This window comes from Kribbella sp. NBC_01484 (genome assembly GCF_036227145.1).
Lineage (GTDB): Bacteria > Actinomycetota > Actinomycetes > Propionibacteriales > Kribbellaceae > Kribbella.
The window spans coordinates 4,547,714-4,560,575 of the sequence record NZ_CP109437.1 but is presented as its reverse complement, the minus strand read 5'-3'; the positions used below and the strand labels follow the sequence as shown (position 1 = coordinate 4,560,575).

Annotated in this window: 15 protein-coding genes; 10 read left to right on the top strand and 5 right to left on the bottom strand. The window is 68.7% G+C overall.

Going from position 1 to position 12,862, the window contains the following annotated elements:
* Positions 1–3: 3 nt before the first annotated feature.
* Positions 4–606, bottom strand: coding sequence for a class I SAM-dependent DNA methyltransferase (locus tag OG555_RS22385; RefSeq protein WP_329474469.1), 603 nt, complete (start codon positions 604–606; stop codon positions 4–6).
* A gap of 1,064 nt (positions 607–1,670) precedes the next feature.
* Between OG555_RS22385 and OG555_RS22380 the strand changes: the two genes are divergently transcribed.
* The 7 genes from OG555_RS22380 (at position 1,671) to OG555_RS22350 (ending at position 7,937) form a co-directional block, all read left to right on the top strand.
* Positions 1,671–2,960, top strand: coding sequence for an MFS transporter (locus OG555_RS22380; protein WP_329474468.1), 1,290 nt, complete (start codon positions 1,671–1,673; stop codon positions 2,958–2,960).
* 123 nt (positions 2,961–3,083) lie between these two features.
* On the top strand, positions 3,084–3,998 hold the full coding sequence (locus OG555_RS22375) for an ABC transporter ATP-binding protein (RefSeq protein WP_329474467.1): 915 nt from the start codon (positions 3,084–3,086) through the stop codon (positions 3,996–3,998).
* Positions 3,995–4,729: an ABC transporter permease gene (locus OG555_RS22370; RefSeq protein WP_329474466.1), complete on the top strand. Its 735-nt coding sequence runs from the start codon at positions 3,995–3,997 to the stop codon at positions 4,727–4,729. Before OG555_RS22375 ends, OG555_RS22370 begins: the two co-directional genes overlap by 4 nt.
* Before the next feature lie 37 nt (positions 4,730–4,766).
* Positions 4,767–5,894: a sensor histidine kinase gene (locus OG555_RS22365; protein WP_329474465.1), complete on the top strand. Its 1,128-nt coding sequence runs from the start codon at positions 4,767–4,769 to the stop codon at positions 5,892–5,894.
* Entirely contained in the window at positions 5,891–6,499 is a 609-nt protein-coding gene (locus OG555_RS22360) for a response regulator transcription factor (RefSeq protein ID WP_329474464.1), read from the top strand. The genes OG555_RS22365 and OG555_RS22360 overlap by 4 nt, the downstream gene beginning before the upstream one ends.
* Positions 6,500–6,542: 43 nt before the next feature.
* Positions 6,543–7,640, top strand: coding sequence for a sulfite oxidase (locus OG555_RS22355; protein WP_329474463.1), 1,098 nt, complete (start codon positions 6,543–6,545; stop codon positions 7,638–7,640).
* Between the two features lie 81 nt (positions 7,641–7,721).
* Positions 7,722–7,937 (top strand): hypothetical protein, encoded by a 216-nt coding sequence (locus tag OG555_RS22350; RefSeq protein ID WP_329474462.1) that lies wholly within the window; start codon positions 7,722–7,724, stop codon positions 7,935–7,937.
* 3 nt (positions 7,938–7,940) lie between these two features.
* Here OG555_RS22350 and OG555_RS22345 read toward each other — a convergent pair whose 3' ends face one another.
* Positions 7,941–8,237, bottom strand: coding sequence for a hypothetical protein (locus OG555_RS22345; RefSeq protein ID WP_329474461.1), 297 nt, complete (start codon positions 8,235–8,237; stop codon positions 7,941–7,943).
* A 124-nt stretch (positions 8,238–8,361) separates the two neighbouring features.
* Here OG555_RS22345 and OG555_RS22340 point away from each other — a divergent pair, with 124 nt between their 5' ends.
* The 3 genes from OG555_RS22340 to OG555_RS22330 are packed head-to-tail and all read left to right on the top strand — an operon-like array spanning position 8,362 to position 10,428.
* On the top strand, positions 8,362–9,060 hold the full coding sequence (locus OG555_RS22340) for an ABC transporter ATP-binding protein (protein ID WP_329474460.1): 699 nt from the start codon (positions 8,362–8,364) through the stop codon (positions 9,058–9,060).
* 11 nt (positions 9,061–9,071) lie between these two features.
* The gene (locus tag OG555_RS22335) at positions 9,072–9,803 is read left to right on the top strand and encodes an ABC transporter permease subunit (RefSeq protein ID WP_329474459.1); all 732 of its coding nucleotides are present in this window, start codon (positions 9,072–9,074) and stop codon (positions 9,801–9,803) included.
* Positions 9,793–10,428: a TetR/AcrR family transcriptional regulator gene (locus OG555_RS22330; protein ID WP_329474458.1), complete on the top strand. Its 636-nt coding sequence runs from the start codon at positions 9,793–9,795 to the stop codon at positions 10,426–10,428. The genes OG555_RS22335 and OG555_RS22330 overlap by 11 nt, the downstream gene beginning before the upstream one ends.
* On the opposite strand, the gene OG555_RS22325 is transcribed toward OG555_RS22330, so the two are convergent.
* Genes OG555_RS22325 through OG555_RS22315 form a run of 3 tightly spaced genes read right to left on the bottom strand, consistent with a single transcriptional unit; the run spans position 10,429 to position 12,732 of the window.
* Positions 10,429–11,883, bottom strand: a complete 1,455-nt coding sequence (locus OG555_RS22325) for a multicopper oxidase family protein (protein WP_329474457.1) — start codon at positions 11,881–11,883, stop codon at positions 10,429–10,431.
* Positions 11,876–12,289, bottom strand: coding sequence for a hypothetical protein (locus tag OG555_RS22320; RefSeq protein ID WP_329474456.1), 414 nt, complete (start codon positions 12,287–12,289; stop codon positions 11,876–11,878). Before OG555_RS22320 ends, OG555_RS22325 begins: the two co-directional genes overlap by 8 nt.
* Positions 12,286–12,732: a DUF1707 SHOCT-like domain-containing protein gene (locus tag OG555_RS22315; RefSeq protein ID WP_329474455.1), complete on the bottom strand. Its 447-nt coding sequence runs from the start codon at positions 12,730–12,732 to the stop codon at positions 12,286–12,288. Before OG555_RS22315 ends, OG555_RS22320 begins: the two co-directional genes overlap by 4 nt.
* Positions 12,733–12,862 lie beyond the last annotated feature (130 nt).

Below are 12,862 nucleotides of genomic sequence, written 5' to 3'. Positions count from 1 at the left end.
CCGTTATCGATCGACAGCTACACGCCGCGCGACGATGGCGGCATGGGGTCGTTTCCCGTCAGCGCGAGTCACCGTCGCTTCGACCTGAAAGCCCGATGCCGCCAGCCGCTGCGACATCTCCTCGACCGACCAGAAGTAGGCGGTCGTCACGGTGTGCGCGAACGGCTCGACCTGGGCGCCTTCGAACATGCCGAGCAGCAGACTGCCACCGTCGCACAGGCACCGTGCGAACTCGTCGAGGATGCGGGGCACGTCATCCGGATCGGTGTGGATGATCGAGTACCACGACAGGATCCCCGCCACCGAGCGATCGGGTACGCCGAGGTTCGTCAGCTCCCCGACACGGTAGGGAACGGCGGGAAACCGCGAGCGGGCGATGTCCACGAACCGCGGCACAAGATCGACACCCTCGACGTCACAGCCCTGCCCGCTCAGAAAGTCGGTCCACTGCCCCGGCCCGCACCCGGCGTCGATGATGCGGCCCGTGATCCCACCGGCCCACTGAGACACCAGCTTGCGGTCCAGTTCGTGCATAGCCTCCGTCGAGGCGAACCGGTCGGCGTACTCCTCCGCCCACCGGCCATACGCATCCCGCACATCATCCACAGCCACAGGCAAACCCCTAGCAACCCGACACTAGATTTCACGATGCCGCCCATCGGTACGACGTAGACCCCGAGGCGGCACGACATGCTCCCACGTCCGCGAGCCACCGCCGAACCTCCCGATCGCCGCGCTGCGGCCGCCCGCGCCGTAGGGCCCATCCCAACCGACACAACTCCGCCGGCCCCGTCCGGTCGCCGCCACCCGGCCACCCTGCCGCCCGGCCGGCTGGTCGGCTGGTCGCGCGGTCGGCTGGTCGGCCTGGTCGGCTTGGTCGGTCACTTTGTGCACGAGATCCGTACGGCGCCAGCCTCCACGCACAGAACTGGTGCACAAAGTCGATCGTGCTGTGGCCGAACCCGGTGTGGCCAGGGTTCGGGACGAGCCCGCGGTGCTGACACACGCATCAAGCGGGCCCGGTCCCGCCCCGATCACGCTCGGACCCGGGGCCGGTGGTGAGCTGACGGTGGGGTTGGCGAGTGTCGCGGGTCAGCACCCGCAACGATCCCCGCGACGGCGGCGTCAACACCGCCGAGATCAGGCAGCGACCGAACCGACAACACAGCCGGACAACCCCTCGGCTTGGGGGTTCTCCCCTCGGACACCAGCAGACAACCCAGTACGCGTTCGGCTCTCGGGTCCGCCGTCCGGGGCACCCTTTGGCGGGCGCGGACACCATGTCGGGACCTGGGACACCTCATGACGTGTCCCCCAGGTCCCGACATCTTGTGCCAGGTTCCTGCTCCTGCCCGAAATCACCGTCCGCCGTCCGCCGCCGCCCCCGTCCGCCGCCGGCCCGGACGCCCCGTCCGGCGCCGGCTGCTGCCGGCTGGTGGTGGCTGGCGGCGGCTGGTGGTGGTTGTCGTTCTGCCCGCGACTGGGCGCCACTCGGGCGTTGCAGCGGCGACTCGGTGCTTGATCGGTGCACAAAGCCGGGCGGGGCCGGCGACCCACGGAAACGACAGGAGAGCCCGAAAACCAGTCGCAACTTCGATGATCGTCGCAGAAACTTGACGCGCAATCGGCACCGTTGCCGACGTTGCCGGAGCGAGAGAAAAGACGATTGGATGAACGCCGAGACGGTTGCCCCGCGCAAACGCGCGCCCGCACCACGACGTACGCCGGTTGGCGGTCTGCTGCGGACACGGACCTTCGGCTTGTTCTGGGTCGGTGAGTCAACCAGCGGATTCGGCTCGGCGATCACGACGGTGGCCCTGCCCCTGGTGGCGGTGTCCACCCTGCACGCAGACACCAGCATGGTGGCGCTGCTGACAGCGGCGAACTGGGTACCGTTTCTGGTGATCGGGCTTCCGGCTGGGGCGTGGGTCGACCGTTGGCCAAGTCGACGCGTCTTGCTGGCCGCCGATCTCGTGTCGGCGGTGGTGCTGGCCGGTGTCCCGATCGCGGCCTGGACCGGAGTACTCACCATGGGCATGCTGCTGGCGGCAGCGCTGCTCGCCGGTATCGCCAAGGTGTTCTTCGACCTGGCGTACAACGCTTTTCTGCCCCATCTACTGGCTCCTGGGGACCTGCTCGAGGGCAACTCCAAACTGCAGACCAGCGCGTCGGCAGCCGAGCTCGCCGGCCCGGGCCTCGGGGGACTGTTGGCCCACGCTGCTGGCGCGGTCTGCGGGATCCTCATCGACGCGCTGACGTTCCTGGTCTCGGCTGCCTGCGTGGCGGGCCTGCGGGCCGGACCCGAGGCACGGCGAGACCGGGTCGGCAATCTGAGCGTGTTCCGTCAGATCGCTGAGGGTTTCGGGTTCATCCGGCGCGAGAGCTTCCTGGTGGCGATGACCGTGATGGCGGCGATCGGCAACTTCGCGATGACGGGCCTGATCGCCCTGCGTGTCGTCTACCTGGTGCGAACCGAAGGCGCGAGTCCCGGCACCGTGGGACTGGTGATCGGTGCGAGCAGCCTCGGCGGCATCCTGGGCGCCGTGCTCGCCTCCCGGATCGTGCGGCGCTTCGGCAACGCGCGCGCCTACCTGGTGTCGAATCTCGCGATCGCGCCGTTCATCCTGCTCCTTCCGGCAGCCGGTTCCGGTTGGCGGCTGTCTCTGTTCGCGGCCGGATCCCTCGTGGTGCTGACCGGCTCCACAGTCTCGAACATCATCACCGCTACCTTCCGCGGAAGCTACGTCCCCGTTCAGCTGCTCGGCCGGGTCATAGCGTCCTCTCGGTTCCTCGTCTTCGGCACAGCCCCACTCGGCGCGGCGACCGCCGGGGCGTTGGCGACCACCTTCGGAATCCGAACCGCCATGTGGGCACTGGCCGTCCTGTTCGCCTTCACCCGCACTCTCCCACTGGCCACATCAATCCGCCCCTTGCGCGACTTCCCCACCTACCGCGCCTGACAAGACTCCTTTCTGGTCCCCACGTCCCTGAGAGGCGACCCTGAGGGGTGGCTGACGGATGTCATGGGTGGGTCGTGACGGTCGATCGAGGGGCTACCCGGCGTACGACGGGAAGCTTTGGGCATGACGACAACGACTGCGGTCAGCCTGCGGGGTGTGACCAAGAAATATGGGACGGTGCAGGCGGTTGCCGGGGTGGATCTGACCATCCGGTCCGGTGAAGTGGTGGCGTTGCTGGGGCCGAACGGCGCGGGCAAGTCGACCACGATCGAGATGCTGCTCGGCCTGGTCAAGCCGGACCAGGGCACCGTCCAGGTGTACGACGGGACGCCGGTCGACGCGATCGCGCAGGGCACCGTCGGGGTGATGTTGCAGAGCGGCGGGATCATCGAGGACGCCAAGGTCGGCGAACTGATGAACCTCGTGGCCGGCCTCCACAAGAAGCCGATGCCGGTGAGCGAGGCGCTCGAGCGGGCCGGGATCGCGGACCTGACGGGCCGGACGATCAAGGGCCTGTCCGGCGGCCAGAAGCAGCGGGTTCGATTCGCGATGGCGATCATCCCGCAGCCCGACCTGATCGTCCTCGACGAACCGACGACCGGCATGGACGTCGAGTCCCGGCGCGACTTCTGGGCGTCGATGCACGACGAGACCGCGCGCGGCCGAACGGTCCTGTTCGCGACCCACTACCTGGAGGAGGCCGACGCGTACGCCGACCGCGTGGTGCTGATGCGGAACGGCAAAGTCGTTGCCGACGGCACCGCTGCGCAGATCAAGGCGAGCGTGTCCGGCCGGACCATCCGCGCGACCGTTCCCGGTGCCGACCTGGCGGCGCTTGCGTCGCTCCCCGGCGTACGGAACGTCGAGACCCGCGGCGAGGTCGTCCTGCTCCAGTGCGCGAACTCCGACGACACCCTGCGCTACCTGCTGGACAACACATCAGCCCACGACATCGAAGTAACGTCCGCCGACCTCGAGGACGCCGTCCTGGCCATCAGCGCCGGCAGTGACCTTCAAGAACGGGAGAGCCTGGCATGAACCGCGACTACCTGATCTTCGACATCCGCCGCACGCTGCGGAACCGGCGGGTGCTGATCTTCTCGATCCTGATGCCGCTGGTGCTGTTCGTGATCTTCGGTACGACGATCCCGAAGGACGCCAACGAGGCCGGCATCTCCGCGATCGCCTACGTGATGGTGAGTATGGCGATGTTCGGCTCGATGTCCGCGGCGATGAGCAGCGGTGGTGTGATCGCGGCCGAGCGCGACGGCGGCTGGAACCGGACGCTCCGGCTCACTCCACTGAAGCCGCAGGCTTACGTCGTCAACAAGGTGATCCTGTCGCTGCTGCTGGCGATCCCGCCGCTGCTGGTCGTCTTCATCTCCGGGATGACCTTCGGCCACGTGCACCTGAGCATGAACCAGTGGGCCACGGTCGCGCTGGTGTCCTGGCTCGGCGCCCTGCCGTTCGCCGCCCTCGGCCTGGTCATCGGGTACGTCGCCAAGCCGGACAGCGTGCAGCCGATCACCGGACTGAGCACGATGCTGATCGCGGCCTTCGGCGGACTGTGGTTGCCGGTCAGCCAGATGCCGTCGGCGATGAAGCACATCGCCCAGCTGACCCCGGCGTACTGGACCAGTCAGACCTCACGCAGCGCGCTGACGCAGAGCGGTCTGGACACCCACGCGCTGCTGGTGGTGCTCGGCTGGACCGTGGTCCTCGGCTTCATCGGCCTCCGCCGGTTCCGCGCCGACACCGCGCGGGCCTGAGCGCGGGAGCCCATCGAGGGGCACTACCGTGAAGTTCATGAAGACGCCGCCAACCCTGCTGGACGGCCTGGACCGCGATCGGCCCGGGCCCGGCCGGTGGGGTTGGCTGGCGGCTGCGATCTGGTTGTTCTACCTGTCCCAGCCGTTCGAGGAGATCCTCCAGCACCACGGTGCGACCCGGGTGATGGGGCTGATCGTCCTCTTCCTGTTCGCGCTCTCCTATATCGCGTTCTTCGGCTGGATCCGCTGGGTCGGCCTCGGCGCCGGCGGGCTGCCGACCTGGCAGCGGCTGGTGTACCTGGCCGGGATGCTCGCCCTGTGCTTCCTGATGCTCCCGTCGGCCGGTCAGAAGGCGCTCACCTGCCTGGTCTATATCGCCGCGATCGCGATGATGGCGCTCGACGTCCGGATCGCCGTCGTCATTGTCGCGCTGCTGCTCGGTGGGGCCGAACTGTCGATGCGGCTGGTGCCGGGCTGGACTGATGACAGCAGCTACGGGTTCGCGATCTTCCTCGGCGCACTGGCCGTGTTCGGGCTGCGGCGCGCGATCCAGCGCAGTATCGAATTGAACGCGACCCGGAAGGACATGGCCGAGCTGGCCGTCCAGGAGGAGCGGAACCGGTTCGCCCGGGACCTGCACGACATCCTCGGCCACTCGCTCACCGTGATCACGGTGAAGGCCGAGCTGGCCGGCAAGTTGATCGAGGCCAACCCAGGGCGCGCCGCGGCCGAGGTGGCCGATGTGGAGAGTCTGGCCCGGGCGGCCCTGGCCGATGTCCGGGCCGCGGTCGCCGGATATCGCGAGCTGAGCCTGGCGGGTGAGCTGGTGTCGGCCCGGGCCGCGCTGCAGGCGGCCGAGATCAAGCCGGACCTGCCGACCGCGATGGACGAGGTACCGGAGGAGAACCGCGAACTGTTCGCCTGGGTGGTCCGGGAAGGCGTGACCAACGTCGTACGGCACTCGGGCGCGAAGCGCTGCACGATCCGGATCAACGCCACGCAGATCGAAGTACTGGACGACGGGAAGGGCCCGACGCCCGGCGGAGGCGCCTCCGGGCACGGGCTGGTGGGGTTGCGCGAGCGGGCCGACCAGGCCGGCGCGAGTCTGCAGGTCGGCCAGGCGCCTGGTGGCGGTTTCCGGCTAGCTGTCAGGGTGGGCCCGTGAGCATTCGACTGCTGATCGCCGACGACCAGGCGCTGGTCCGTGGAGCGCTGGCCGCCTTGCTGGATCTCGAGCCCGACCTGGACGTGGTGTCCGAGGTCGGCCGCGGCGACGAGGTGATCGAGGCGGCGAGGGCGACCAAGCCGGACGTCGCGTTGCTCGACGTCGAGATGCCGGGACTGGACGGGATCGAGGCCGCCTCCGCGCTGCGGGCCGCCGTACCGGGGGTTCGGGTGCTGATGGTGACCACCTTCGGGCGGCCCGGGTACCTGCGCCGCGCGATGGAGGCCGGTGCGGCCGGTTTCGTCGTGAAGGACACCCCGGCGACCCAGCTGGCAGACGCCGTACGGCGGGTGCACCAAGGGCTCCGCGTGGTCGACCCCTCACTCGCCGCCGAGACCCTGGTCGCGGGTACGAGCCCGCTCACCGGCCGCGAATCCGACGTACTGCGGGCCGCCCGCGAAGGCGGCACGGTTGCCGACATCGCCAAGGAGCTCCACCTCTCCGAAGGCACCGTCCGCAACCACCTCTCCGCCGCCATCGGCAAGACCGGCGCCCGCACCCGGGCCGAAGCCGCCCGCATCGCCCTCGACAACGGGTGGTTGTAGCCGGTCCGGACCTCTAGGCTGATGCCAAGGGGAGGAATGTGCGATGTCGATCGAGCAGTTCAGTGTGCGGGGGCGGTTGGCGGACACCGGTGAGGGCATCACCGGGGACGAGTTGCAACTGGCGGCGCGAAATCACGGGATGCCGTTGGAGAGCCTGCGGTACGACGTGACGCCGCCGGGACTGCACTACGTCCTGGTGCATTACGACATCCCGGCAACCAATGCGGGCACTTGGCGACTCGAGGTGGACGGCTGCGTCGAGGAGCCCTTGTCGTTCGGGCTGACCGAGTTGCGTGCGATGGGACGCCGTACCGTCCGGGTGACTTTGGAGTGCGCAGGCAACGGTCGGGCCGCGTTGCACCCGCGGCCGATCAGCCAGCCCTGGTTGACCGAAGCCGTCGGTACGGCGGAGTGGACCGGCGCGCCGTTGTCCGATCTGCTGCGGGCGGCCGGGATTCGTGAGGACGCCGTGGACGTCGTGTTCACCGGCGCGGATCACGGTGTGGAGCGTGGGGTTGAGCAGGACTACCAGCGCGGTCTCTCGCTGACGGAGGCGATCGACTCGGGCGCGATCGTGGCGTGGGAGATGAACGGGCAGCCGCTGCCGCCGCAACACGGTTATCCGCTGCGCCTCGTCGTACCGGGGTGGTACGGGATGGCGAGCGTGAAATGGCTGCGGTCGATCGAGCTGATCGACCACGAGTTCGACGGGTTCCAGAACGCGGTCGCGTACCGGATCCGGAAGGACGCGGACGATCCCGGTGAGGCGGTGACGCGGATCGCGCCGCGGGCGCTGCTCGTCCCGCCGGGTTTCCCGGACTTCATGAGCCGGCACCGGTTCGTTGCCGCTGGCACCGTTCCGCTGTTCGGCCGGGCCTGGTCCGGCTGGGCGCCGATCGAACGGGTCGAGGTCAGCACCGACGCCGGCGTGAACTGGCACGAGGCCACGTTGGATGCCCTCGGCAACGACGAGCTCGCCTGGCGGGCCTTCGCCTACGACTGGGAGGCCACAGCGGGCGAGCATGTGCTCACGGTTCGCGCGTACGACGCCAGCGGCCGCGAGCAACCCATCGAGGCCGACTGGAACCGCGGCGGCTTCGCCAACAACACCGCCCAGCGGATCACCGTCCTGGTCACCTGAAACCCGCGTGTCGGTCGCCGATTCCGGCGTACCTGCGTCACATCCTGAAGAGGTACACGGTCTCACTCCAGGAGTGGTGCGGTGAACGAACTGGGCACGGACATCCACCTGCACGCGCGGATCTTCCGAACCGCCGGCGAGTGGTACGCCGACATCGACGACGAACTCGACCCACAGCCGGACAACCCGCTCTGGTACGGCTCCTACGAAACCCAACGAGCCGCCATCGAAGCCGCCTGCGCCCGCATCGCCGCCATGCACCTGACGCAGACCCCGGTGGCCCAGCAAGCGTCCTGAGCGTCAGAAGAAGAACATGAAGCACAGACCGGCACCAACCAGTGCGGCGAGGACGAACAACGGGTAGACGTACCAGTGGACGGTCCAGTCCGCGTCGGCCACCAAAACGTTCGACGGGTCGTCCGGATCGACGTGCACACCGATCCGATCGCCAACCGCCGGGAGTCGGTCGAGCTGGTCGGCACCGTCGATCTCCACCGCCACGCCGTCTCCGGGTGCCGCGACCACAATCGTCACGTCTCGGGACTTCGACCACTTGTCCTCGTGGACCGACAGCACCACCACCTGTTGCACCGGCATGCTCCGCGCCAGGTGCTCGTCGTGGAGGGCGGCGATGGGCCTTCTCTTGGCTCTGGACGGTTATGAGCGTACGCTCATGAGCAGGCGTTCATGAACAATCGCTCATAATGAGAAGAGGCGAACCATGACAGAGCTGTCGGTCCGCGGGCTGACGAAAGACTTCGGCTCGGTGCGAGCCGTCCACGACCTGACCTTCGACGTACCGGGCGGGAAGGTCACCGGCTTCCTGGGCCCGAACGGTGCCGGCAAGACGACGACTCTGCGGATGGCGCTCGGCCTGGTCCGACCGACCTCCGGAGAGGCACTGATCGGCGGCCGCCGGTACGACGAGCTCAGCCGCCCGCGCAGCGTGGTCGGAGCGTTGCTGGAGGCAACGAGCTTCCACCCGGGGCGCCGTGCCCGGGATCACCTTCGAATCCTCGCCCAGCCGGCCGGCGTCTCGGCCGGCCGAGTGGAGGAGATGCTCGAGCTGGTCGGCCTCACCGAGGCTGCGGATCGCCGGGTGGGCGGTTACTCGCTGGGCATGCGGCAACGCCTCGGTCTGGCCTCGGCGCTGCTGGGAGATCCCGACGTACTCATCCTCGACGAACCGGCCAACGGACTCGATCCCGCCGGCATCGCCTGGCTGCGTGACCTACTCAGGGCACAGGCAAAGGAAGGGCACGCGATCCTCGTCTCCAGCCATGTGCTCAGCGAGGTGGCGCAGACAGTCGAACAGGTGGTGATCGTGCACGAGGGGCGGCTGCGATTCGCGGGCGCTCTCGACGACCTCGGGGCGGACTCGCTGGAGATCGCCTTCCTCAACCTGACCAGCTCACAGTGAAGGAGCGACTGATGGTCGGCATCAAGAACGAGTTTCTCAAGCTGCGCACGATCCGCAGCCCACTGCTCCTCCTGGCCGCGGCGCAGGTGGTGGTGCTGGCCGGCGTGAGCGGGCTCTTCGTCAGCGGCGCGGACCTCGGCGATCCGCAGACCCCGTTGCGTGCCGTGGCGCATGCCGGCCTGGTCTCGATGTTCTCCCTGGTGCTGGGCATCGTCGGCGTCGCGGGCGAATATCGCCACAAGACGATCACCGACACCTATCTCGGGACGCCGCGGCGCGAGCGGGTGATCACCGCCAAGCTGGTGGTGTACGCGGCCGCGGGTGCGGGGTTCGGTCTCGTCAGCTCACTGGTCGCCTTCGCGGCGACGGCTGTCTGGCTTGCCGGCAAGGGCAGCTCACTCGACCTGTCGGACGCGGCGCTCTGGCGAACCCTGGCCGGATGCGTGATCTGGAACGCCTGCTTCGCCGCCATCGGTGTGGGCCTGGGCGCACTCGTCCACAATCTCGTCGGCGCGGTCGCGCTGGCTCTCGCCTGGATCGCCTTGGTGGAAGGCATCGTCGGCCAGCTGGTCGGAGGCTTCGACCGCTGGCTGCCGTTCAACAGCGGCCTCGCCCTGGAAGACGTGCCCGCGCCGGGTGTCGATCTGCTGCCCCAGTGGGGCGGGGGCCTGGTGCTCGCCGGGTACGCACTGTTGTTCGCGGTCGTGGCCGTGTCGACTACGGTTAGGCGCGATGTCTCCTAGACGTGCCAGAGCCGTACGGGGCCGGGTCGACGACGACCCGGCCACCGCGCTGCGCGAGCACCTGATCGACACCGCCGGGAAACTCCTCGGTGAGCGGCAGGTCGGCACCATCACCACCCGCGACATCGCCCGCGCTGCCGGCGTTTCCGACGGAGTTCTGTACAACTACTTCGCGGGCAAGCACGAACTCCTGGTCGCCGCTCTGGTACGGCGGCACGCCGGGTCCCTGACGCAGTTCGAAACGGACCTGCCGGCACCCGGCACCGGGTCGGTCGAGAACAATCTGATCGTCTATGCGCAAGCCGCGGTCGACCTGGTCGCCGATACCCTGCCGACCGCGGCCGGCCTGCTGTCCGAACCTGCCCTGCTGCAGGGCTATATCGAGGGGATCCATCAGCAGCCGTACGGCCCGCAACGAATGCATCGCCCGATCGCCGACTACCTCGCCGGCGAGCAGCGACTCGGACGCCTGGGGGCGTTCGACATCGAGCCCGCGGTCCACCTGATCATCGGCCCGGCGCTCATGCTCGGCTTCAGCGCGGTCGTCGCCGGCGTCTCGCGCGAAGCCCTCGCCGAGCAGATCCCGGGCATCGTCCGCACGCTGCTCACCGGCCTGCAAACCTGACTATTCCGGGGTGTTCGACGCATCCCCACCGATCCGGTACGGCGTGGTGATGCCTTCGTACATGAGATGGGTCATCAGGCCCTGGGCGGCGTGGGGGAGGTTGTGGCAGTGGTCCATCCAGAGGCCGGGGTTGTCGGCGACGAAGGCGATCTCGTAGGTCTCCTTGTTGCCCACCTCGAGGGTGTCGATCCACCAGGGTGAGCCGGTGGCGCGGACGCCGTTGCGGGACAGGACGACGGCGTGGTGGCCGTGCAGGTGCATCGGATGCGCCTGGCCGCTGGTGTTGGAGATCGTCATCCGGACAATGTCGCCCTCGGCAACCATGAACATCGGTACGTCGGGAAACTTGTGCCCGTTGATCGTCCACCACAACCCCGGCTTCCCGTCGAGGAACCCGGGCCGCCGCCCGATCCGGTACTCGAAGTTCCGATCAGCGCGAGCCGGATCGAACCCGAGCGGCGCCGGCGTGCCGTAGGTCAGCAGATCAACCGTCTCCCCCGGCAACTCGCCGGTCGGAGCGTCACCAGGACCGATCCCCAGCGACGTCGCCGCGGCACCCGCCACCAACCGCATCCCACCGGCCGGAACGACCGCCTCCAGATCCACCCGAGCCCCAGCAGCCAGCGGGTACGCCGCGGTGACCGAACTCGGCCCATGAACGTCCCGCCCGTCCACCGCGACCACCTTGTACGGCGTCCCGAGCAGGCCGACCCGCAAGATCGCGTTGTCGGTGTTGATCACCCGCACGCGCGCCGTCGTACCCGCCGGGAGATCGACGCGGCCACTTCCCGTCCGCCCGTTGATCGTCCGCTTCCCGTTGTACGTATGGATCGCGGCCACGACCTCGCCGGGCGCCGACGGTGCGATCACGATCGCCCCGAACAGTCCGCCCTTCACCTCATCACTCGACACCTGATGCGAGTGATACCAGTACGTTCCGGCCTGCTCGGCCTTGAAGCGGTACACGAACTTCCCACCCACCGGTACGGCGTCCTGCGTCACGCCGGCGACCCCATCCTCGGCATTGGGCACGTCGATCCCGTGCCAGTGCAGCGTGGCACCGTCGGGCACGGACTCGTTCACCAGAGTCACCTGGACCAACTCGCCGACGCGAGCTCGGATCAGCGGGCCCGGCGACGTCCCGTTGAGCGTGTAGCCGTCGACGGTCTCGCCGCTGGCCAGCTGGAACTTCTGTTTCCGCGCGATCAGCGTCACCGCGACGTCCGGCGTACCGGTGGTAGGCCCGGTCAGGTCCTTGACGCTCATCGCACCGTGGTGGTGCGCGTGCCCGTCTGTAGACCCGCCACCGTAGTCGGCGTACCCCATCTCGGCCGCGTTGTACGAGCCCGGGACGAGGCTGGTCGCCCAGAGATACCCCAGCGGTACGAGTACCGCCAGGGCGATCCCCAGAGCGACCAGCCGGCCCCGCCAACGGCGCGGTTTCGGCTCAGGCACTGGCCACAGTCTGCTTCGGTACGACGGCCCGTCGCGCAGCAGCACCCGCCACACCGGCGATCACCAGACCGTTGATGCCGTGCAGGACTCCGAGCGCCGGCACCCCGAACGAGACCACCGCGAGGAGGAACTGGACGACGACCAGGCCGACCACGATCCCGGCCAGCATCCGGCCGCGAGGAACATCGGTCAGGAAGGACACGATCAGGAAGACCAGCGCGAGCAGTCCGATCACCATCCCGGCGATGCTGTGGTAGGCCTGCCCGAAGTTGCTGTAGTCCGCCCCGATCGACGTCCCGTCGTCGGCGTCCTTGGCGATGGTGAATCCGCTCAGCGCGATCGACGCGACCTGCAGGACGACCGCCACCGCGATCAACTGCCCGAGCACCCGGTAGACGGCCCTCATGCCCGCCGCTCCATCCGCCGCTTGCGGATGACGACGACCGCAGCCACGATCAGCGCGATCGGCAGCACCGGCGGATGCCCGGCTCCGGTCACACACGCGATCGACGCCAGCACCCCGACCACGCCGAGCGCGATCAGCAACGGGACCGGCAGCTTGCCGATCCGCCCACGAGCCGCCGCCCACTCCGGCCGCGGCCCCCCGAACGGCGAACTCGGACCTGTCGGGCCGGCCTGCTGCCGGCCGGCCTTGTGTGCTTCTGGCAGGTCGCTGAACAACGCGGCCAGATCGGTGTCGGTCTTCGCTTCCAATGCACGGCCGACGCGCTCGGCGTGTTCCTCGGCGCTGAGGCGACCGGCTTCGTAGTGCTCGCCCAGACGCTTGACGGCGTCCTCGCGTTCGCTGTCGCCGATGCGGATCGGTCCGCCCGGCCTCTCGTCGCTCATGACACTCCTCGGTGCTCGTGGTTCTTGCGATTGCACCAAGGTTGTCGTTCGAACCACCCTCACCGCGTCGCCCGGGCGGCGACACCTCACCTACCCCCGGAGGAGCACACTGCGCCGTGCGACGCAGTAC